Source organism: Pontibacter litorisediminis (assembly GCF_029360645.1).
GTDB lineage: Bacteria > Bacteroidota > Bacteroidia > Cytophagales > Hymenobacteraceae > Pontibacter > Pontibacter litorisediminis.
Map to the genome: position 1 here is coordinate 20,222 of NZ_JARDUA010000008.1, position 21,543 is coordinate 41,764.

General features: G+C 50.9%; 16 protein-coding genes. 10 read left to right on the forward strand and 6 right to left on the reverse strand.

What is annotated here, in order from left to right; genetic code table 11:
* Position 1 precedes the first annotated feature (1 nt).
* The 6 genes from PXG97_RS18760 to PXG97_RS18785 all read right to left on the reverse strand — a co-directional run bounded on the left by PXG97_RS18760 (position 2) and on the right by PXG97_RS18785 (position 5,739).
* A complete protein-coding gene (locus PXG97_RS18760) occupies positions 2-346 on the reverse strand; it encodes a DUF4134 domain-containing protein (RefSeq protein ID WP_276499365.1) in 345 nt (114 codons plus the stop codon).
* A gap of 35 nt (positions 347-381) precedes the next feature.
* Positions 382-891: a hypothetical protein gene (locus PXG97_RS18765; RefSeq protein ID WP_276499366.1), complete on the reverse strand. Its 510-nt coding sequence runs from the start codon at positions 889-891 to the stop codon at positions 382-384.
* Positions 892-1,115: 224 nt separating this feature from the next.
* Positions 1,116-1,964 carry an RteC domain-containing protein gene (locus PXG97_RS18770; RefSeq protein WP_276499367.1) on the reverse strand — a complete coding sequence of 283 codons (849 nt, stop codon included), beginning with the start codon at positions 1,962-1,964 and terminating at the stop codon, positions 1,116-1,118.
* A 173-nt stretch (positions 1,965-2,137) separates the two neighbouring features.
* Entirely contained in the window at positions 2,138-4,075 is a 1,938-nt protein-coding gene (gene mobC, locus PXG97_RS18775; RefSeq protein ID WP_276499368.1) for a conjugal transfer protein MobC, read from the reverse strand.
* A 9-nt stretch (positions 4,076-4,084) separates the two neighbouring features.
* Positions 4,085-5,347: a relaxase/mobilization nuclease domain-containing protein gene (locus tag PXG97_RS18780; RefSeq protein ID WP_276499369.1), complete on the reverse strand. Its 1,263-nt coding sequence runs from the start codon at positions 5,345-5,347 to the stop codon at positions 4,085-4,087.
* Positions 5,341-5,739 carry a plasmid mobilization protein gene (locus PXG97_RS18785; RefSeq protein ID WP_276499370.1) on the reverse strand — a complete coding sequence of 133 codons (399 nt, stop codon included), beginning with the start codon at positions 5,737-5,739 and terminating at the stop codon, positions 5,341-5,343. Before PXG97_RS18785 ends, PXG97_RS18780 begins: the two co-directional genes overlap by 7 nt.
* A gap of 368 nt (positions 5,740-6,107) precedes the next feature.
* Here PXG97_RS18785 and PXG97_RS18790 point away from each other — a divergent pair, with 368 nt between their 5' ends.
* The 10 genes from PXG97_RS18790 (at position 6,108) to PXG97_RS18830 (ending at position 21,536) form a co-directional block, all read left to right on the forward strand.
* The gene (locus PXG97_RS18790; protein ID WP_276499372.1) at positions 6,108-6,380 is read left to right on the forward strand and encodes a helix-turn-helix domain-containing protein; all 273 of its coding nucleotides are present in this window, start codon (positions 6,108-6,110) and stop codon (positions 6,378-6,380) included.
* Positions 6,377-7,156, forward strand: a complete 780-nt coding sequence (locus tag PXG97_RS18795; protein ID WP_276499373.1) for a hypothetical protein — start codon at positions 6,377-6,379, stop codon at positions 7,154-7,156. The genes PXG97_RS18790 and PXG97_RS18795 overlap by 4 nt, the downstream gene beginning before the upstream one ends.
* Positions 7,140-7,775, forward strand: coding sequence for a P-loop NTPase family protein (locus tag PXG97_RS18800; RefSeq protein ID WP_276499374.1), 636 nt, complete (start codon positions 7,140-7,142; stop codon positions 7,773-7,775). Before PXG97_RS18795 ends, PXG97_RS18800 begins: the two co-directional genes overlap by 17 nt.
* A gap of 135 nt (positions 7,776-7,910) precedes the next feature.
* Positions 7,911-10,985 carry a lantibiotic dehydratase gene (locus tag PXG97_RS18805; protein ID WP_276499375.1) on the forward strand — a complete coding sequence of 1,025 codons (3,075 nt, stop codon included), beginning with the start codon at positions 7,911-7,913 and terminating at the stop codon, positions 10,983-10,985.
* 517 nt (positions 10,986-11,502) lie between these two features.
* Entirely contained in the window at positions 11,503-11,694 is a 192-nt protein-coding gene (locus PXG97_RS21510; RefSeq protein ID WP_420851821.1) for a class I lanthipeptide, read from the forward strand.
* Between the two features lie 314 nt (positions 11,695-12,008).
* On the forward strand, positions 12,009-13,265 hold the full coding sequence (locus PXG97_RS18810; protein ID WP_276499376.1) for a lanthionine synthetase LanC family protein: 1,257 nt from the start codon (positions 12,009-12,011) through the stop codon (positions 13,263-13,265).
* A gap of 5 nt (positions 13,266-13,270) precedes the next feature.
* Positions 13,271-16,450: a lantibiotic dehydratase gene (locus tag PXG97_RS18815; protein ID WP_276499377.1), complete on the forward strand. Its 3,180-nt coding sequence runs from the start codon at positions 13,271-13,273 to the stop codon at positions 16,448-16,450.
* Between the two features lie 42 nt (positions 16,451-16,492).
* On the forward strand, positions 16,493-17,917 hold the full coding sequence (locus PXG97_RS18820; RefSeq protein WP_276499378.1) for an alpha/beta hydrolase family protein: 1,425 nt from the start codon (positions 16,493-16,495) through the stop codon (positions 17,915-17,917).
* 147 nt (positions 17,918-18,064) lie between these two features.
* The gene (locus tag PXG97_RS18825) at positions 18,065-20,242 is read left to right on the forward strand and encodes a peptidase domain-containing ABC transporter (RefSeq protein WP_276499379.1); all 2,178 of its coding nucleotides are present in this window, start codon (positions 18,065-18,067) and stop codon (positions 20,240-20,242) included.
* Positions 20,243-20,246: 4 nt separating this feature from the next.
* Positions 20,247-21,536, forward strand: a complete 1,290-nt coding sequence (locus tag PXG97_RS18830; RefSeq protein WP_276499380.1) for an HlyD family secretion protein — start codon at positions 20,247-20,249, stop codon at positions 21,534-21,536.
* Positions 21,537-21,543: the final 7 nt, after the last annotated feature.

Sequence of the window (21,543 nt, forward strand, 5' to 3'; positions counted from 1 at the left end):
ATTAAACGCCAAAGAAGGATTTAAGAACAGTGGCCACGATCACCAGGAAAATGCAGCTACCAAACCAGGCGGCAGCGATCTTGCCTGTGTCCGGTTCCCCGGCGTTCCATTTCTGGTAGACTTTCACAGCCCCAACAAGGCCTACAATAGCCCCGATAGCATACATCAGGCTGGTGCCGGTGTCAAAATAGCCGCTGATCATGTCAGTGGCCTGCTGGATGCCGGCCTGGCCATCGCCTGTCTGGGCATGCGCCGATAGCGCGGAGAGGAGCAGTAGCACCACTGCTAGTGGTGCAGGGGGAGTGCCCTTAGATTGGCAGGAGCGGGAAGAAAAGAGATTTTCCATTAGTTTAAGTATTATGTTAAAGTTAAATGCGGTTATCAGGCCCGGTTAGATCGACCATCTTCGGTTGCAGCCAGATCGGCGGCGGTGAGGGGAAAGGAGAGTTTGGACGGGCTTTGCTCCAGCAGGAAGCGCTGCAGGGCCTGTCTTTCCTCAGAAGCAGGCATGTGGCGCTCGTCAAGCAGGCGCAGGCAGGAGAGAAACTCTTCTTTGCCCATGCGCGTCTCAGCGGCACTCTCCAGCAGGGCACCCGCTTCTTCCAGGATGGCGGCGGCCACAGGTGGGGAGGCCTGTTCTTGCCGGGCAGAGGCTACCTGCAGGTCGCTTGCCGAAGAGAGGGGAGGTGCCGCCTCCGGTAAGGCGGCACCCAAGATGGACTCCTGCGAAGGGGATGGCCGATGGGCCGGCAGGCCTGCCCGAACAAAGCGGCGCATGAGTTGGCGCTTGATGTCGTGCCTGTAAAAGAGCAGCAGTACGGCCAGGTAGTAGAGCACCAGGACCGTTCCGGCAGTAAGAAAGAAGTGGGACCAGGGAATGTCGTGAAGCATGGCTGTAAGGTGTTAACCCGGCGCCCCGTGCGACGGGCTTGGTAAGACAAAAGTGGCCAGGGCCTCAGCCACTTTTTCACAAGGCCTCCCTGACTTGGGACATTTTTCAGGAATATTTTTTCCAGACCCCCTTCCTATAAACCACCACTACCAAGGGGTGGGTATGTGGAAAAGCCCACCGGAACTTTTCCATATATCCACGCCCTTTGCAGGGGGCTGTAGCCTCAGGCCCCGTCCAGGGTATCCATGCGGTGCAGCAGGCGTTCGCGCATCAGGTCCAGGAATTTGGTGCGGCTGTCCTTCTTTCGCTGGCGCACCTCCTGGAAGGTGCGGTAGACGTTACCCAGCTTCACTCCAAAGCAGGTCTCCAACTGCTCGGTGATCTCACACAGGTCGGCCGTACCGTTGCTGATCTGGCCGGACTCGTAGAGGCCATAGGCCAGCTCAATGAGATAGACCTTAGAGCCAGTCCATGTCAATGCTGGCCCGGCCTGGGGAGCGGCAAACCCGACCTGGCCCTGCTCTAGGCGGTGGATGGCCTGGATCAGGTATTCCCCCAGGCGGCGGTTGGCTTCCAGGCGCGCGACAACGTAATCGTAGTGGGTACTGAAGCGGGTGTCAGTATCCATCGAGGAGGTACTGTAGTGGTAAGGCAGGTCTGCTTTCCCCCGCACAAAAAGGCGGCTGTCCAGATAGGTGGCCCCGGAGAGCAGGTATTGGTAGAGCTGCACGTGGTGGTCGTAGAAGACACGGATGAGCAGCAGCTCGTTCTCGTAATGCCGGCGCAGGTCCTGCAGGCTACCCAGTGGTTTTTTAAGCTCAATCAGGGCCAGGCGGGCATGGTAGATAAGCAGACTGGTAAACTTAGGCTTGATTTCCTTGAAAAAGTTTATCTCCTCTGCCTCGTCTGCGAAGGTGTAGGCGATTACCTGCTGCTTGAGTGCATCGATGGCCTTGCGGATGTGCTGCAGAAGACGCTCCTGGCGCTGTGCCGGAGAAGGGGAAGGAAGCGCTTCGGTTTCCCGGAGCTGTTGGGTCAGCTCGGCGTAGAGTTGGTTGGCGTGCTGTATCATATAGTTCTGCTTTGTTGGTGTCGCATCGTCTGGCGGCTCGACCGGAGCCGCTTACAAAGGGGTAAGGAAGCAGCGCCAGGATGTTGGCAAACTTTGATGAACCAAGCAGGGAATTCCGACACAGGAAACTTTAGCATACTGATAATCATTTACTTGTCTATTTTTAGCAAAGGTTAAGGATGTGATGAACCTTGGGTAAGTATGGAGGAGATTATGTGCTGTACCTCCTGCTTTACCTGGCGGTATTGCCGCTGCACGGCACCGGGGTCCACCTGCCGGATCTTGGGAATGGGGTGGTAGGCTTTTTCCTCCCGGGCAAGGGCTTTGTGGTCATTTAAGATGGAGGCGTGAAAGGCCTTGAGGCGTATAGGGCAAGAGGGCTCATCGGCCACTGTGCCGACGAATTCGCCTGAGGAAAGGGAGGCGATGGTGGCGGGCGGCACAGCTGCCTCGAGCTGGGTGGAACGGCTTACCGAGGTGTCGCTGCTGTTAACCGAGAGGCTTTGCCGCTCCTGCACAATCTTTCCAAAGCGCTCAGAGAGCTGCCGCGCCGTCTCTCCCGAAACCTGTCCGCTGATGATATTGCCCACGATGTTCATCACCACCTCAGCCTGCTCCCGACCATAGTCTTTCTTTAGCTGGCTATAGTCCTGCACGGCCAGGGTCGTGGCCACCCGGTTCGAGCGGGCCGTGGCGATGAGGCTATCGATGCCGTTGAAGTAGATGGTGGGGAACTCATCGAATACCAGGCTGCTGGGGAGCCGGTTCTTCTGGTTAACCAGCTTAATGGCCCGCGACACATATAGGGAGAGCACCGCCCCATAGACCTGCTGCTTCTGCGGGTTGCCGGCCAGGCAGACAACCTTCGGTGCCTGCGGGTTGTTCAAATCCAGCGTAAAGTCATTGCCGGAGAGTACGTAGTAAAGCTGGGGGGAGGCCAGGCGGGCCATGCTGATCTTGGCACTGGCCACCTGTCCCTCGAGCTGCTCCATGGCCTCATGCTCAAAGGCCGAGACAAAGGGGTTGATGAGCACTTCGATCTCGGGCTCAGTGCGCAGCACGGCAAAGAGCTCGGCATAGTCAGCCTGCATGAGCTCGATCACGTGGGGCAGGGTGCAATAGCGCCCTTGCTGGTAGCGTCGCAGAAACCAGATGATGGCCGTGACAAAGTTAATGGGGGACTCCACAAAGAAGTCCCCCTGCTTTTTGATCCACTCCCGGTTGAGCCCCAGCATGATGGTGCGGGAAGCCTCGGTGGCGTCGGTGATGTCGGTCATGGAGGCCGGGTCGAGTGGGTTGCAGCGGTGCGTGCGCGACAGGTCATCAAAGTTGATGAGGTAAAACCTGCGTTTGCTGTCCTTTTGCCGGAGCAGCGCATTGTAAGCGATGCGGGTCAGGTCATCGTACTTAAAATCATAAAGAAACAGGGTAAAGCCCTTGGCGATGTGCTGCGTGATCACGTGGCGGATAACAAAGTAACTCTTGCCCGCCCCGGGCGTGCCGATCACCAAGAGGGCCCGGAAAGGATTGATGATGTTGATCCAGTTGCGGCGCAACTGGCCCTTAAGGCTGTATTGTGCCGGCAGGTTTACCGAGTAGGCGTTCTCCAAAAGCCGCTCCTCCTGCGGAAAGGATTGGTTATGGCGGTTGAAGATGTCGGTGGAAAGACGCTGGTGCAGCAGGCGGGAAACGCGCGTGCCTCCGGCCAGTAGGAGCAGGTACCCCCATAGGGTAATGCCGAGGTAAGCAGCAGCGCTGAGGGAAGAGGCGTTGCTGAGCAGCAGGTGGCTGGCACCATATAACAGCAGCCCCGGCAGGAGGTAGGCCAATATATGGCGACACCCGAGCTGCTCGTCTTTTTTGCCGCGGGCGCCCAGCAGGGAAACCAGCAACAGGAGCCCTGCGGCGGCCTTGGCGCGCCAGGGCTCCTGGAAGAGGAATGCCTGGGCAATGCTCCAGGCTACCCGGTCCACCAGGGGATGGGTCAGGCCCCAATCCAGGAGGGCGGCATGGCAGGAGATGTAGCCGTGCAGGAGCAGCACCGCCAGGCTCAGCAGGCGGGTAAAGTCCAGGACCTGGCGCAGCCCCTGTAGGTTCTCTCCGGTGTTCATGGGTAGTGATCAGCGTTTTACTCTTCGTCGTTTTCGTTTCTTTGGGTGTTGGCGCAGTTCATAGGCAAGTCCTTCTGCCTGCGGGTCTGCTTGAACCAGCTCCTGCAGGAAGGTAGGGGCACGGAAGCCTTCGCTTGGCGAAAGAACCTGCTTAGAGGCGGGCTCCTGAGGGGACATCCCCAGCGGCTGCTCAGGCTGTCTGCGGATTGTGGCATCTGATTCTGTCAAGCGCGAAAGGAGCGCCTTAGCGCTGTAGGCCTTGCCCAGCTCGCTGCCATTGAACACTGCTCTTTGCCCATGATCCAGAAAGGTTACGCCATAGACCTGCCCGCCGGCGCTCTCCCGGAAAAGGACCTGTACCTGTGCCTGCTGCAGGCAGGCGGCCAGGGACACCCTGTCCTGTGGCCTGTGGGTTTGCAGTGCCTCGTCCAGTGTTTGCCTGAGCTTGTCGCGCAGTGGCTTGCGGAGCATCTTGTGCTGGGCAAAACGCTTCTCCAGCCTCGCCAGAGTAGGCTTGCCGGGCAGACTGCTGGCTTTCAGTGGCACGCCCACCGGCTGCCCCTGCCGGTCCAGAAGGCGGTAGTGCAGCCCACCCCTGCGAAACATCTGTGTCTGCTCGCCACCCCTGTCAGCATGTACCCGGAAAGCTCCCAGCACCGCATTCAGCTCAGTCAGGCTGGTGTAGCTGTAGGTGCGGGACACCACACTCACAATGTGGGCGATACTGCGCTTTGTCTCTGAAGTGCCATAGCGGGCAGGGGAGAGCGGCAGCCGGAGCAGGGTTTCCAGTGGCGTTTCCATTTGTCCTTCCGCCGGCCTCAGGCCATAAACCTGTTCCAGCGCCTGACGGGCCGGTTCGGAGCGGTCCCTGCCCAGGTTGTGCAGACTGATGCGGGTTCCATCTGGCTGCAGGTTGGTTGTGACGATGTGCAGGTGGGGATGGGCTGCATCCAGGTGGTGGTAGACCAGGTAAGGCTGTCCCCCAAAACCGATGCGGTCCATGTAGTCGCTGGCAAGCGCCTGCATGGTTTGTTGGGGCAGCGCTTCGCCCATGGCAAAATTAAGAGTGATGTGCACGCAGTTGGTCCTGACCCGTGGGTTTTTCTCCAGGAGCCGCTCAAAGCGCTTGAGCTTGTCCTTCCACCGCAGGTCCTGGGGCTCCTGCAGAAAGCGGTGGGCCAGCAGGAGCTCAGCTTTCCCTTCCCCGACCTTGTGCTCGTTGTAGCGCAACGCGCCGCGGATACTCTTGCCGGTGATAATGCGCACTACCATCGCCGGGCCAGTTGGGAAAGGAGCGTGAGCAGGGTATTGACTTTCTGCCCCACCAACTTGTACTGCTCCAGGGCCTGCTGCGCCAGGAACACGCGCTTGTGGGCCTGGGTGGAAGCGTTGAAGTGTCGCGTGATCTGGTTGATGTTCACGCCGATGGCCCGCAGCTCCTCGCGTACGCCGGCCAGCTCTTCCACCACCCCGTCCAGGGAGGTATCCTTGTGAAAGACGTTGATGCGCCGGTTCTCCAGGATGCGACGAACTACCTCTCCGATTGAGCGGCAGTCACTCTGCTGTGCCAGTTGGAGCAGCTTTTCATACTCCTGCTGCCTTACCCGGAACAGGATTGGTTGGGAGAGCAGCGTTGCTGTATCTGAAGTTTTCTTTCTGGGCATAAGTTATGCTAGCTTTTGTGAAGACAAACACCGAGTTCCGAGGTGTGGGGAAGGAGTTGGCGGGAGCGGGATCAGAAGCGATTTGTATACAAAAGTACATCTTGCTCGCTGCACCAGACCGCAGCGTGTTTTCCTTGCCGCAGGTGGGGACAAGTCCTTGCTGCACCGGTGGATCAGTTGACGGAGACAGGTCATCATAGCCTCGTGTTTTTTAGTGAAGATGGGCGGTTCGGGGCGGGAGACTTCACAAGCCGGGCCGGAGTGGGGAGATAAAATGTAAGATAAATCTTTCCCCTCTTGGGGGCTGCTTGTGAAGGAAGGTGCGGCTGTTCCTCCACTTTAGCGGCCTAACCTAAACGATAACCGTTATGTCCGTAGAACTCATTACCAAGGAAGACCTGCACCAGTTCCGCAGGCAACTGCTCGAAGACCTGCAAGGGCTGCTGGGCAAGTCGCAGCGCCAGGCCTTGTTACCCGTGCTCAAGTCCGCCGAGGTGCGCCGGCTGCTGCAAATCTCGCCATCCACGCTGCAGACGCTGCGCCTCAACGGCACGCTGCCCTTTGTGAAGGTGGGCGGCACGCTGTACTATCGCACGGAGGATATCAACCGGCTGCTGCAGGGAAAGGAGGGCCAGTCATGAACTATATCTCGCACCTGACCGGCTTTTACCACAGGGTTAACCGGGGCTACCGGCTCAACCCCTCGCACATCAGCCTCTACATGGCCCTGTTTCAGCAGTGGAACCTGCACCGCTTCCGCAACCCCATTTCCATTGCCCGGGAGGAAGTGATGACCTCCTCGCATGTCCACTCCCGGGTGACCTACCACAAGTGCCTCAGGGAACTGCATGCCTGGGGCTACCTGCATTATGTGCCGTCCTACAACCACTTCCGCGGGAGCCTGGTCTACATGCTGGGCCTGGAGGAGGAACAACAACGACAGGGTAAAATTTGTACTGGAACCGGACTAGAGCTAAACCCGGGCTGTATAGGAGGCAGACAGGAGGAAGGCCCTTCCTTAAACAAGACAAACCTCTTAAACAGCTTAAACAATTCAAAGGAGGGAGCAGGCGCACGCGCAGGACAAAGCAACTCAGAAAATGAGCAGGAGGCTGCAAGTCGCGAGAGCAAAGAAAAAGCTTGCGCCGAAAAAGAAAAGAAAGTGATCCAGGCCCTCGCCCCACCCAACCTGCAGGAGGTGCAGCATTTTTTCCAGGCCTGTGGCTACCGGGAGGTGGAGGCACAGCGCTTTTTCCATCACTACAGCGCCAATGGGTGGATGGTGGGCAGCCAGCCGATGCAGGACTGGCAGGCGGCGGCCCGTAAGTGGGCCTGCAATGTGTTCAGCCAGCAGCAGGATAATCCAGTTTCGGAGAAAGGACACCAACAGGCAAAAGACTATGCAGCGCCTCTCTAACGCTACTTCAGGCAAACACGAAAAGTGGGTAACCCTGGCGCTTCCCTGGCTGGAGCGCCAGGGCAAGCGCCTGTATGGAGAACACTTCCGGATTTACGAGGAAGATTATGCGCTGCTGAACAGGCTGCTGGCTTACTTCAGCGGGGACCAGATTACGGCCGAAGCCCAGGGCCTGAGCCTTCGGAAGGGAATCCTGCTCACGGGACCTGTCGGCTGCGGCAAGACCTGCCTGATGACGCTTCTGCGTTTGCTGTTGCTCCCGGCAGAACGCTACCGGGTCGTGCCCTGCCGACAGGTAAGTTTTGCCTTTCAGCGGGACGGGTTTGATGTGATCGGGCGCTACAGCAACGGGGGAGGCGGCAAACCTTTAGTATACTGCTTTGACGACCTGGGTGCTGAGCAGGTACAGCGCCACTACGGAAATACGTGTCAGGTAATGGGGGAAGTATTGCTCAGTCGCTACGATCTGTTTATCTCCAGCGGGCTCAAAACCCACATGACCACCAACCTGACCAGCACAGAGATAGAGCAGGTATATGGTCTTCGGGTGCGGTCTCGGATGCGGGAGATGTTTAACCTGGTGAGCTTTGCAGGCCAGGCGGAAGACAAGCGAACGTAAGCTTGAAAGCAATAAATGCAATCAGTCTTTTAAGAAGGTTAAACTGGATAGGTGTTGCCTGAAAGTCTAAATTTTAGGGTAAACATTCAAATATAGTTATATTAGTGCGCTTCTATCGCACCTAACTATACAGCTATGTTCAAACTTTACCCCAGGCTACTCCTGCGTACGCCTGCCTTCCCCTTTACAGCTTACGCGACGGCTGACTTAAGCAAATTGGTACATGATCCTTATTTTCAGGCGGCCCTGCAGCTAGCCAGCCCTTCTCTTTTCCAAGCATTAAGTAGTACGGGGTTCAACTATGAGGCCTTGCCCCAGAAAGTCAAAGTAAGCCTGCGGAAGTACCTGAACAGAATGTGTTTTCGGCCGACTCCGTTCGGCCTTTTCTCCGGCTTTTCTATCGCCTCCTGGGCACCTGGTGCAGGGCAGCCCCTAAAGCTGGAAGAGAAAGCGTTGCAGGTGCACCTCAACCTGACATTTGCCGAGACCTTGCAATTGGCGGAGAAGCTATTGACAGATGAACTCGCTCCCCATCAGCGCTTTAAACCGAACCGGTCGCTTTATAAGGTGCCGGGAGGTTACCGGTACCTGCGGTATACAGAAGACAAGCTGGCGAAGAGGAGGGCTTTCTCTATTGACAGCCTACAAGGTGACCGCTTGCTCCAGGAGGTGCTTCGCTTCTGCGGTAAAGGACCTACCAGGCAGGCCCTGGTAGATTTTGTTACGCGTAAGGCAGCTGTGGGGGCAGAGGAGAGCGAAGCGTACGTGGGGCAGCTGATAGCCGAGCAGGTGCTAACTTCTAATCTGCACATGAACATCACTGGGCAAGATTACCTCGAGCGCCTGCTCCAAGTCTGCGTCCAGCTGGGGGTAGACACGCCAGGAGTGCGGCACCTACAGGAACTTCTACAAGAACTTCAGGAGGCCGGAAAGACGCGTGCCGACTGGCAGCATGCCCTTTTGCGCATACGGGCAGACCAGGAATACTCCAAGGGAAGAGTGTATGCAAACCTGGAAAAAGGCTTAGTAGCAAATAGTCTGTGTGCCGCCTACCAAACGAAGATTCTGGAGGCCCTGCACTGCCTGCAGCGTCTTGTCCCGCAGGCACTGCCTGCGGGGCTAAAGGAGTTCATCAGGGCCTTTGAGAAAAAATTTGAGGGACGCGCCGTTCCGCTACTTGTGGCGCTTGACCCCGAACTTGGGGTAGGCTATGAGGAGCTTGCTGTCAGTTACCAGGTGCCAAAGCTGTTAGAAGAGCTTTCATTGGATAACCCGGGGGCGCGGAAACAAGTGGTGGAGTGGTCTGCGGCGCATGCGCTGCTGCTAGAGAAATGGCAGGCAGCCGGTCCTTATCCTTCCGCTATTCGTTTGACAGAGCAGGATGTTGAAAAACTTTCAGCGGGTCAGAGCAAGGGCGTACTGCCACCCAGCACCGCGGTGCTGTTCAGGGTGGTGGGGGAGCAGGTGTACGTTGAGCAGGCAGGAGGGGTGAGTGCCACGGCCCTGCTGGGAAGGTTCACACCCTTGAACCCCTCCGTGCAGGCCATGGCACAGGAGATAGCGCAGGCTGAGGAGCAGGTTAACCCAGAGGTAGTGTTTGCTGAGATTGCTCATGTCAGTGATGCCCACACGGCTAACATTGACCGGCGGGCTGCCATCCGCTCCTATGAAATACCGGTGCTCGTGCAGTCCACGTTCCCTGAGGAGCGACAAATCCACTTATCGGAGCTTTGGGTGCATGTGGAAAGGGGAGAAATAGTATTGTGGTCAGAGCGCTTGCAAAAGGTGGTCGTGCCGCGCCTGGGGTCCGCCTTTAACTATGTGCGGGATGATTTGGCCATCTTCCGCTTCCTGTGCGACCTGCAGTACCAGGGGCTGCACAGTAATTTTAGCCTGGATATGAGCCGCCTTTTCCCAAAGCTAAGCTACTATCCACGGGTAGAGTACAAGGGGGCTATCCTGCAGCTGGCAAGCTGGCATCTTGGAAAGGGGCAGTTGGAGCGGGTGCTACAGGTGCCGAGGGCACGGCAACAAGAGCAGTTGAGGCAGTTGGCCCAAGAGTTGCACTGGCCGCGTAACCTGGCACTCACGCAGCATGACCAGCAATTGGTTTTTGATCTGGAGCAGGAAAGGGATCGTGTGCTGCTGCTAGAGAACCTGCAGGGTAAGGCTGATTTAACGCTGAAAGAGTTCCCCTTTACAGATGAAACAGCGCCAGCAGTGACAGATGGTGCCCATCAGCCCTATGTTCATCAGTTCCTGGCCGCTGCGCACCATGACCAGCCGGTGTACCGGCAAAGATTGCTCCCTTCTCGCTCCGGGAGGAGGCCCCTGATGAAAAAGCGAAAGCGGGTGCCGGGCGATGAGTGGCTGTACTTTAAAATCTATTGCCACCCTTCCCGTGCTAACAGTGTCCTGACTGAAACCTTGTACCCCCTGTTCAAGAGGCTCAGGAAAGAAGGGGAAATTACCCAATGGTTCTTTGTACGTTATCGTGATCCTGCCTATCATTTGCGGGTAAGGCTGCGCCTGGCTGCGGGAAAATTCGAGTCAGGGGATGTGCTGGACAAGATGAGCCGTAAGCTAGGCAAGCTCGTAGCGCAAGGGTTTGTTCAGGATTTTCAGCTGGCGGTCTACGAGCGGGAACTGGAAAGGTACAGTCCAGCCCTGATCGAGGCGGCAGAGCAGGTATTCTGCGCCAGTAGTGCCTTGGTGGTGTCTTTTATAAAGGGTACGCGTTTCTCAGATGGTGCGTATTTGTATTATCGCATGGCTTTTGACGGCATGATTACGATTCTGGATGCTTTTGGCCTGGGTGTAGCAGAAAAGGTGGCGTTGCTGGGCCAGGTGTATGCCTCCTTTTATAGGGAATTCGGGCAGACGAAAGAACTTAAGGTACAGTTAGCCACTAAATACAGGGAAATCAGCAAGTTACCGGGTGTTCTGCCGGGGACAGGCAGTGCGGATTGCCTCTCCAAGGTGAAGTGGAGAAGACTCGAATGTCACTTTAGAGAAGCCCTGGCTGGTATGGCGCAACGGGCGAGGCGTCTCCCGCCTGAAAGAAGAAAGCGTTTAATCTCTGACCTGATGCACATGCACCTGAACAGGTTACTTATAGATCAGCCGAGGCAGCAGGAGCTGGTGCTGTATTACTGTTTATGGAGAGAGTTTAGCTCACTTCTGGCGAAAGCAAGAAATAATCATACGTGATTCCTTTTAACAGGGCTAAATACATTTTGTAAATCAGCTAGAAGGTGGTAAGGCCATCTTTAGCAAAGCGGTGTCCATGGTACTGCCTGCTATACAACAAGGCCATCTACTGCGATCCTTTCCAGTCATAGTTGTTGCCCATTCTTTGCAAAAACACACTTGAAGCACAGATGCAGCCCTTGATGCGTCTTGGCCACATCCTGCCGTGGAAAGGAAGAAGCAAATCGGAATTCACAGAAGTGAAAGAGATAGAACGCGACAAAGCTTCTTGATTTTGGACTATTCGTCCTGCATTCTTCGGAGTTGGTGTAAAATAATACCTAATCTGTTTAAATCATACAATCTTAGGTGTATGGCCTAGAACGTCACAGCTTATAGGGATGCTAGTTAGCAGTACACTTTCAAAATGCAACTGCTCACATTTCTAGATTGCCATATACTGAAGAACACGTGGCACACAGCGTGCGATTACATAAAAATAATCAATAACCATTTTTAACTTCTAAATATTTAAGATATGAAATCAATAAAAAAATTATCGCTAAAGAAAACTGTAGTTGCAAAATTGAACAACGACCAATTAGAAGGAATAGTAGGGGGGTATGTAGCAGCAGCTACAGGTACATGCTCCGCTAACTGTGCTACAAAAGAATCGACCATTACGCTTTGTGTGGCAATCCCAGATTGTACTAAAGGCTGTCCATGTTAATAATACAAAAGCCAACAAAGTAATTTCGTTGGTCATTTCACTGTATCAGCACATAATGGTACAAAAATAAACATGCTGTGTGTCATGTGTTTATTTTTAACCTTAACCAATCCAAAGGTTAAAATGTAGCTGTTTTCACCAATAACATAACCTAAAGAGACAACCGCATGCCGAGGGCCAATGAGGAACCTCCCCTATAAAGCCTCACTTTGGTCTTATTATCTTCTCAATGTGAAATGTCTCAGGGATGAAGAAGTAAAGAAAGGGAAGACACAATCTTAACACCTTATAAGAACTGATCATTTAGATAAACCATGGTAAACGTTGATATAAGACCACCTCAAAACCTTGTTGATTTATTATTGCCACGTCTAGAAAAAGCAGTTTATAACGATCAGTATCAAGTAATGGGACTGCTGACAGGTCGAACAGCGCATATTCTGTTTTACGCTTATCTGTCAAAGCACACAAAGAATGAAAAATACTTTGATAAAGCGCTGGAGCGTATTGATGAGGTGTATGCGCTCTTCGATCAATATAAGGATAAACATGATGTTTATTCATATGGAGGAGGGGTCCTTGGCTTAGCCTGGGTACTCAGGTTATTGCATAAGGAAGGGATGATCTCAGTTGACATCGATGATGTATTAGAAGACATTGACGGCGTGGTGGATGATTTTCTAAATAAGGATCTCAAGAATCATAAGTATGATCCATTATATGGGTATGTCAGCAAAGGAATTTACTTGCTTGAGCGAGTGCCAGAGCAAAGGGCTGTAGATGGTTTAGCCCGCATTGTGGATACACTGGTAAAAGAAGCTATTCCTGTAGGAAGTTATCTCACATGGCACAACAAGGAAAAGGATCTGTTAGTACCCACCATTGAGGGGTCGCCAAGATGGTGTGATTGTGGCATTGCACATGGCACGTCAGGAATCATCCTGTTGCTTTGCGCAATTTATGAGAAAGGTCTTTTCCGTGACAGAATAACGCCTTTAATCCAAAAAGCAGTCGGTTGGCTCCTTTCTGTTGAGGATACTGAGGAACATGCTATTTTCAAGATGCCATATTTTGTTACCTATCCTGCCATCAATACCTCCACTAGTTCTACAACGAAAGCATATAAGCTTGCCTGGTGCTACGGGGACCTGTCTATCGCCTGGACCTTAACGAAAGCCGCTAAGACACTTGATTGTGAAAGCTGGTTGGCTGCTGCCCATAAATTGGCACTGTCCTGTGCTTCAGTACCCATACAAGATTCGGGCGTCGTGAAGGAGGATGGTACGATTGACCCAACTTTCTGCCATGGGGCAATAGGCGTTGCTTACCTGTTGAACAAGATAAACGGGTACTTTCATGATGATAAGATGGCTTCAGCCATACATCAATGGAAAGAGATCGCCATACGGGAAACTGGCGAATGTCTGACTCATAAAAACCTTATATGTAACCTGGAAGGGCTAAAGGAAGATTGTGGACTGCTGTATGGATATAGCGGTATAGGGCTTGCTTTGATGGGGCTGATGGATTCAGAACTCACAGGCTGGGATGGTGCACTTCTCTTAAATTAATCACCATGAAAACGAACTTCTGCATATTACGGACTCCAGTGCTGTCTGTCGAGTTTCTGTTAAGCCTGAACGCAAAACTTTCTTCCCAACCAGCTGCTTTCCCATCCATTATCAAGCAGGTTGTCTCTTCAGATCCATTTTTGGAGGAGGCTATGTATGTTGCCTCGCCTGCGCTTTATGAGCAATACGAGCAGTGGACAACCGGCAAGTTACAGGACTCATCGAAGGAGGTGCAAAAGCTTTCGCTTAGTTTATACCGTTACCTCTGCAGGATGAGCAGCAGGTCTACGCCATATGGTCTTTTTGCTGGTACTACTATGTTGAGGCCTGCTACGGACACAAAAGTTGTGCTGAGGGCTAAAGAAAGCTTCAGCCGTCATGCAAGATTAGATATGAACTGCACGACAAAGTTGGGGCAGGAGTTAGTTCGAGCTCCGCATCTACAGGAGCAGCTTCTTTTTTATCCAAACAGCAGTCTCTACAGAGCGGGAGATATGTACAAATATATAGAGGTCACCATCGATGATAACTTTTACCGCTCTTTTAGCATCTCATCAATTGAGTGGACTCCTTATTTGGAGAAGTTACTGGATGGGGCAAAAAATGGTGCGACTTGGGAGAGCCTGAGCAATGTTCTTCTTCAGGACGATATCAGTACGGAAGAGGTACAGGATTATTTAAAAGCCCTAGAGGAAGCGCAGGTATTGGTAAGCGAGCTTGAACCTAATATGACAGGTGATCAGTACGTGGACATTATTATTGACAAACTTGGAAAATTAAACGGGACCGAATTACAAAGGGATAAACTAAAAGCTATCTCACAAGAGCTTGCCTCGCAAGAAGTTGGAGTAAAAAAATACCTCAATACACTGACTAGCTTAGACAGCTTAGTCTCCTCTGTTACCAGTAAGCATTATGTCCAAGTAGACATGTATGCTCAGACAACAGAAGGTACGATTAGCTGTGAGGTCGAATCCTATATCCAGCGCAAATTTGAAAAGCTTCACAAAATATTTTCCCCTAAACCGAACCAAAGGCTTGAGAGATTCAAAGAAAAGTTCTTGGCAAGGTACCAAACGGAGGAAGTGCCACTAACCCATGTGCTAGACCCAGACCTTGGGATTGGGTATGATGTTTTCACCCCGGGGCAAGCCACCAATACCCCGCTTGTTGATATGTTCCACTTCCAAAGCAGCAGTGCTGCACAAACTAACATCGAATGGGGAAAGAGGGAAAGCTTGTTGCTTAACAAGGTGCTGCAAGCTGTATCACAGGGAAAGAAGGTCGTGCACCTGACAGATGAAGATGTTGAAAGCATGTCGAACTACAAGGGGAGCAACGCAGGAGGGGCCAGTGTGCTCGGCACTCTACTCAGGCACAACCAGGGTAGTCATTCCTCTGAAGTGGACTGGAAGTTCCAGCTTAGGGTTATTAGCGGCTATTCCAGTTTAAATCTGATAAGCCGTTTTTGTCACGGTAGCAAGCAGCTGGCAGAGCAGGCTGCAATGCAGCTAAAGGAAGAGCCACAAGATGACTCGGTTATAGTTGCAGAAGTTACACATCTTCCCCAAGCCCGGCATGGGAACGTATTGTTACGTCCTCAACTGAGGGAATACGAAATTCCCTACCTCTCAAGATCTACATGTGCATCAGACAAAATAATTAGTATTAATGACTTGTATGTCAGCGTTCAGAATAATACTGTAATCTTGCGCTCGAAACGGCTTAAAAAGCAAATTGTGCCGCGGCATACGAATGCTTTTAACGGTAATATTTCCAGTCTGCCCGTCTTCAAGTTTTTCTATGACCTCCAGCAGCAGGAGACACACTACCACTTAGCCGGATGGGATTGGGGCTTTTTAGCGGAACAACCGTTTCTGCCGAGGGTCGAGTATGATAAGCTTATTTTAACACCGGCTCGTTGGGTACTGCACAAGAAAGCATTGCCAGGAATGGAGCGGGTGGAACTGGAAAACCTGTCATCTTTCTGCAAGGACTATTTTGAGAGAATTGAGTTACCCGCTCTTGTTCAAATTGTCGATGGTGATAATGAGTTGCTGGTTGACACGACAAATAGTGTTAGTCTTAAGTTTTTAACTGATAAAATCGTCAAAGAGGGATATGTACATGTTGTGGAGTTTTTACAAACACCTGATAACTGTGTCGTTTCCGGACCGGATGGGAAGCATGCCAGTGAGCTTGTCATCCCCATCAGCCTATCAGGAGTTGAAAGGAACCCGTGGGAGAATTATGTCAGCTTCAGAAACGCGCTGGCAAAGTCTGCTTCTATTGAGAGGGCATTTGCCCCTGGTTCTGATTGGATGTACATCAAGGTATATGGCGGGCATGGTATCTGTGATAGGATAATCAGAGACACCGTACTGCCACTGGTGCAAGAACTAAAAGAAGAGCATCTCATTGAGAAGTGGTTTTTTATTAGGTATGGAGACCCTGATAATCACCTGCGCATTCGTTTTAATAACAGCAGAAATCCCTTCTTATTGCAGTCCGTCCTGCACAGAATGCATGAACGTCTCCAACCCCTACTTCTTTCAGGCAATGTACAGAAAGTTCAGGTTGATACGTACCAACGGGAGATCGAGCGTTACGGGGTACGTACTATGCTGGACTGCGAGGGTCTTTTTACCTATGACAGTGAAGCTGTTGCCCAACTACTGCGTTTTATGTATGCGCATGAACTGGATGAGGAGTTCCGGTGGAAAGCAGCTTTGATAGGCATGGACACCCTGTTGAATGACTTTGGGTTTGAACCTGAAGAGAAGTTAGACATGGTCAAACAATGGCGAGATGCTTTTTTTGCAGAACATGGAGGGCACAAGCTCTTGAGTATTCAACTGGATAAGTCCTATCGCAACCACGCCACAACGGTAGTCGCGCTGCTTTCAGAGGAGTGGCAGGGGGAGACTTTAGGTCATGTCAGAGCTATATTCCATGAACGGAGCTTGTCTTCACAGCCTCATATCGAAAGAATAGTACTTGCTTATAACATGCAGAAGGGGAGCTTGAGGGAATTGGTGCAAAGTCTCTTACACATGTTCCTAAACCGCGTGTTTAACGCAAAGCAAAGGCAACATGAGTTGGTCTTGTATCATTTCTTGCATAAAGCATACCGCACCCTGCTGGCCACAAAAAAATACCGGGAAACTGCCCTAACCGGTGCTTAACTTTTTATATCTCTTGATTAATTAATTACAATGAATCCACGTATGATACCTTTTGCTAAAGCTTTGTTTTTCTGTTGCTTCCTCATGAAAATTTGTATGGGCCAAGCGCAAGGGTTACCTGCTGGAGACTGGGTTGGAGAACTGAACCTCGGCGGCGCTAACACGCACCAGGTTATCTTCAGCTTTAGGACTTCTGGAGTTGGAGAAACGAAAGTTCTTGTATCTATCCCTTCAACAGGCATGCATGATTTACAGGCGAGCAATGTGGTCATGAGGGGAGATAGCCTGCTGCTCAACATCAAAGATCATATGAGCCACTACATGTATAAAGCGTTCTATGATGATAAGTCAGGGACGATTGAAGGTGTGTTTGCTGTCTTTGGTTCAAAGGGAGGCTTCCCTTTGAATTTCAAACCTACTGATGCAGCGTCTTTGCGTCCCGCTCGCCCTCAAACTCCGCAAGGGCCTTTCTCCTATGATGTCCTTCCCATAACCTTTGCAGGAGGTGATAAGGGAATTACGTTGAAAGGTACGATCACGGCTCCCAAAGGGAGGAGAAGCGTACCGGGCATCGTTTTAATATCCGGCTCAGGACCGCATAACCGAGATGGGGAGCAGTTCTACCATAAGACCTTTATGGTGCTGGCTGACGCGCTTACAAAAAAAGGCTTTGCTGTTTTACGTTATGATGAGCGTGGGGTCGGTGAGTCTTCTGGAAATTACGCTGGAAACTTCACAGAGGACTTTGCCAGAGATGCAGCTGCAGCTGTTGCTGCTTTACGGGATTACAAAAAACTGCGGATAAAGGATGTGTTTGTTGTAGGCCACAGTGAAGGAACCTTGATGGCCCAAATAGTGGCTGCGCAGGATCCTGCGATAGCAGGGGTTGTGCTGTTAGCTGCGGCCGGCCAAACAGGTGTTGAATTCAATAAGACGCAGTACCGTGCAACCTTAAGGGCGCAGGGAAAACCGGAAGCGGGGCAGGAGCTCGAAATCTTTGATAAATGCTATGAAATTGTGGCTGCATCACCAGACAGTGCCGCAGCCGTGGCGAACCTGCACAACTGGTTTGACGAGCTTGAAATCGAGCCCCGTTACAGGGCGATGTTCATTAATCCAGTCATGAATCCCTGGCGATACCACTCCCTGCATTTCGACCCTTCACCGTTCCAGCATAAAATCAAGGCCCCCGTTTTAGCCATAACAGGAGATAATGACTCCCAAACCCCTGCGGAACCTAATTTGGCGGCGATCAAAGCCGGACTTCGTGAGGGTGGTAATACCAATTTTACCGGAGTTGTGTTACCAAAGGTAAATCATTTCATGCAGACCTCCATTAAGGGGACCTATGACGAGCCTTACACTTTAGAGGAGACGTTGTCGCCTGAGGTACTTAAGATGATGAGCGATTGGCTGCTAAACCAGGCTCAAAAATCTGGTTATCTCAAAGCGTCAACACAGCATTGAAAGCCACAGGAATACGGGGCAGTAGGAAGCTCCTGCTCCTGTTTATGGGTTCATAACTTGTAGACATCATACCAACGCAAAGGCGACCTTTGCGCAGCGTGGAAGCCAGTGTAGCTTTTGTGTTGCATAAGCCATAAATCACATTCTATGTCCTCGTTTACGTTTTATAGCCAGCCGAATTCAATGGACTGCGGTCCAACATGCTTGAGGATGATCTCCAAATACTATGGCAAAAGCTTATCGCTACAAGCTTTGCGGGAGAAGTGTTCCCTTAGCAAGTTAGGGGTTTCCTTGCTGGCTGTTAGTGAGGCTGCTGAGGGTATTGGTTTCCACACTCAAGGATTAAGAACTACGTTTGAGGGGCTTAGGGATGAAGTACAGTTACCGTGCATCGTTTTTTGGGAAAGCAACCATTTCGTTGTTGTTTACAAGATAACCAGGAACAAGGTATATGTGGCAGATCCTGGTAAGGCACTCATGCAGTACTCTCATAAAGAGTTCAAGGAAGGTTGGTTGTCAGCAGATGAGGCAGGCATAATTCTAGCACTAAAGCCGACCTCTAAATTCCATGAATTGGAGGAGGAAGCACAAGACTCCAAGCTTAACTTTCGATCCCTGCTCAAGTATGGTCTCGCATACAAGGGCTTATTGGTTCAACTGTTTATAGGCATACTTCTTGGAAGCTTACTGCAACTTATCTTTCCTTTTCTGACACAATCAATCGTTGATGTTGGGATCAATACACAGAACATCAACTTTATTTATTTGATTCTCCTAGCACAAATCATGTTATTCATTGGGAGAACCTCAGTAGATTTCATCAGGAGCTGGATACTCCTGCATATAAGTATCCGGGTAAATATCTCCATACTGACAGAGTTTGTCACAAAGCTAACACGACTACCACTCTCTTTCTTTGACACGAAGCACTTTGGAGATATCATGCAAAGGCTAAGCGATCACAAAAAGATTGAGCATTTCTTAACAGCGACCACGCTCTCGATTATATTCTCTGTTTTCTCTATTCTGGTATTCAGTGTTGTGCTGGCTGCCTATGATACTAGCCTGCTGATTGTTTTTGGAATCGGTAGTTTGCTTTATGCTGGCTGGATAACACTCTTTTTAAAGCCCAGACGTTCACTTGACTTTAAGAGCTTTGCTTTACAGGCGCGTGACCAAAGTAACACGGTGAGCCTCATTAACGGGATGCAGGAGATTAAAATGGCCAATGCCGAGTTGTCTAAGCGATGGGAATGGGAAAAGATTCAGGCCAAGATCTCCAAACTGAGGACAAAACAGTTAGCCTTGGACCAGTACCAGCAGTCTGGGGCAGTTTTCTTAAATGAGACAAAAAACATATTGATCACGTTTCTGTCTGCCAAAGCTGTGCTAGAGGGGCAAATGACACTCGGTGCCATGTTGGCTGTGCAATACATTGTTGGGCAGTTAAATAGTCCAATTGAACAACTCCTTCTTTTCTTGAAGTCCTACCAAGATGCTAAACTGTCCCTGGAGCGCTTAAATGATGTGCATATTTTAGAAGACGAGGAGCCCGCTAATAAATCGAAGCTGATGGAGCTTCCTTCTCATAAAACCCTAACACTTCGGGATGTCTCTTTCAAGTATAGCGGAGCTGATGCCCTAGTATTGCGGAATATATCCTTGAGTATACCCCAAGGTAAAACAACAGCTATTGTAGGGATGAGTGGTAGCGGCAAAACAACTTTGCTTAAACTGCTACTCAAATTTTATGAGCCTATTCAGGGAGATATCCAGGCAGGTCATGTACCTCTGAAGCATATTCATCAAAAAGTGTGGCGCAAAGACTGTGGCATTGTCATGCAGGATGGGTATATCTTTTCAGATACTGTTAAAAATAACATTGCTGTTGGAGAGGAAGCTGTGGACATGGAGCGCTTGCTGCAAGCGCTGAAGGTGGCAAACATCCTGGATGTAGTGGAACGCCTTCCACAGGGGGTAAACACTAAGATTGGTGCTGAGGGACAAGGTTTGAGCCAAGGACAAAAACAACGGATCTTAATTGCACGGGCTGTTTACAAAGATCCCGACTATATTTTTTTTGATGAGGCAACAAACGCCTTAGATACGAGCAATGAGGGACAGATTATGCAGAACCTGGAGAATTTTTTCCTAGGTAGAACTGTGGTGGTGGTGGCCCATCGGCTTAGTACGGTTCGCAATGCAGATCAGATAGTTGTCCTGGAAAATGGTACTATTGTGGAAAGAGGAACTCATTACGAGCTTGTCTGCCAAGAAGGGGCCTATTACCGGCTTGTCCAAAATCAGTTAGCATTAGAAAGCTAGATCAATGCCAATAGAATACCGTGAGCGTGAAGCTGTGCACAGTGACGAAGTCGATGACTTCATCAGTAAACCTCCTGCGTGGATCCTTCGATGGGGAGCAACAATTCTCCTTGTAATCCTGTGCTGTGTGGGGGCTGGGGCCTACTTTATTTCCTATCCGGAGGTAGTAAGCACCCCTTTAGTGCTCTCCTCTAGTTCCTTACCGGTGCCTGTCGCCTCCCATGTTCAAGGCCAGGTACAGCAGCTCCTGGTTGAGGACAGGCAGAACGTTAGCCAAGGGCAGGAGTTGGCTCTTATGGAAAGTACAGCAAATTATGAGCAAGTGCTACGGTTAACTACTTTGCTAGATTCCTTGCAGGCAGCCCTATCAAAAGGTGAGTTCGAACGCATGCAGGATCCCAATGGCTTTGGCCTAGAGCGTTTAGGCGAATTGCAGGTCCCATTTCAGGTTTTTAATAAGTCATTTTCAAGGTACAGGATTTACTCAGATAGCTACTATCAGATCAAGAGAAACAGTTTGAAGAAGGAGCTCGCAGGTCTAGAGGCCGTACATCAAGCACTGCTCCACAGAAAATCCCTGCACGAGGATAACATAACCTTAGCGGAACAGGAGTTTGAGAAGCAGGAAGAACTGTATCGGAACAAGGTTATATCTGCTACCGAATTCTCTAATGCCAAAAGTTTACTGTTAGGAAAACGGTTACCCCTTACACAAGTAGAGCATGAAATATTTGATAGCATCACACGGCAAAACGCGAAACGGAATGAAATCATAGAGTTTGAGAAGTCTATCTTGGAAGAACAAGAGGAGCTTACGCAGGCCCTACAAACGATGCAAAGCCATGTGAGTGAATGGCGTAAAAAGTATATTGTCACAGCGCCGCAACGGGGAGAGGTGGTCTATAGTTCGTTTTTGCAGGAGAATCAGTTAGTAGAACAAAGGGAAATCCTGTTTCACATCCTAGTAGAGCGCCAAGCGGTCTTTGGAGAGGTTCATTTGCCACAGCAAAACTTAGGAAAAGTTAAAGTCGGGCAGCTTGTTTTGGTGAAATTTGACAGTTTTCCCTTCCAGGAATTTGGAAACATCATAGGTAAAGTAGCCTATATTTCTGATGTTCCTACTCCAGATGGAGAGTATCTGGCGAAGGTGATCTTACCGGAAGGTCTTGTCACCACTTATGGAAAGACAGTGCACTACAGACCTGGGATGTTAGCGAAGGCAGAAATCGTGACAGAGGACATCCGCCTTTTAGAAAAAGTGCTGTATAGTTTTCGGAGAGCATTTGCCAAGTAAAGTAGCT

What these genes read in the sequence shown, in the direction of transcription:
- PXG97_RS18760 (WP_276499365.1), bottom strand. Translation starts at nt 346, where the DNA reads ATGGAAAATCTCTTTTCTTCCCGCTCCTGCCAATCTAAGGGCACTCCC.
- PXG97_RS18765 (WP_276499366.1), bottom strand. Translation starts at nt 891, where the DNA reads ATGCTTCACGACATTCCCTGGTCCCACTTCTTTCTTACTGCCGGAACG.
- PXG97_RS18770 (WP_276499367.1), bottom strand. Translation starts at nt 1,964, where the DNA reads ATGATACAGCACGCCAACCAACTCTACGCCGAGCTGACCCAACAGCTC.
- mobC (WP_276499368.1), bottom strand. Translation starts at nt 4,075, where the DNA reads ATGAACACCGGAGAGAACCTACAGGGGCTGCGCCAGGTCCTGGACTTT.
- PXG97_RS18780 (WP_276499369.1), bottom strand. Translation starts at nt 5,347, where the DNA reads ATGGTAGTGCGCATTATCACCGGCAAGAGTATCCGCGGCGCGTTGCGC.
- PXG97_RS18785 (WP_276499370.1), bottom strand. Translation starts at nt 5,739, where the DNA reads ATGCCCAGAAAGAAAACTTCAGATACAGCAACGCTGCTCTCCCAACCA.
- PXG97_RS18790 (WP_276499372.1), top strand. Translation starts at nt 6,108, where the DNA reads ATGTCCGTAGAACTCATTACCAAGGAAGACCTGCACCAGTTCCGCAGG.
- PXG97_RS18795 (WP_276499373.1), top strand. Translation starts at nt 6,377, where the DNA reads ATGAACTATATCTCGCACCTGACCGGCTTTTACCACAGGGTTAACCGG.
- PXG97_RS18800 (WP_276499374.1), top strand. Translation starts at nt 7,140, where the DNA reads ATGCAGCGCCTCTCTAACGCTACTTCAGGCAAACACGAAAAGTGGGTA.
- PXG97_RS18805 (WP_276499375.1), top strand. Translation starts at nt 7,911, where the DNA reads ATGTTCAAACTTTACCCCAGGCTACTCCTGCGTACGCCTGCCTTCCCC.
- PXG97_RS21510 (WP_420851821.1), top strand. Translation starts at nt 11,503, where the DNA reads ATGAAATCAATAAAAAAATTATCGCTAAAGAAAACTGTAGTTGCAAAA.
- PXG97_RS18810 (WP_276499376.1), top strand. Translation starts at nt 12,009, where the DNA reads ATGGTAAACGTTGATATAAGACCACCTCAAAACCTTGTTGATTTATTA.
- PXG97_RS18815 (WP_276499377.1), top strand. Translation starts at nt 13,271, where the DNA reads ATGAAAACGAACTTCTGCATATTACGGACTCCAGTGCTGTCTGTCGAG.
- PXG97_RS18820 (WP_276499378.1), top strand. Translation starts at nt 16,493, where the DNA reads ATGATACCTTTTGCTAAAGCTTTGTTTTTCTGTTGCTTCCTCATGAAA.
- PXG97_RS18825 (WP_276499379.1), top strand. Translation starts at nt 18,065, where the DNA reads ATGTCCTCGTTTACGTTTTATAGCCAGCCGAATTCAATGGACTGCGGT.
- PXG97_RS18830 (WP_276499380.1), top strand. Translation starts at nt 20,247, where the DNA reads ATGCCAATAGAATACCGTGAGCGTGAAGCTGTGCACAGTGACGAAGTC.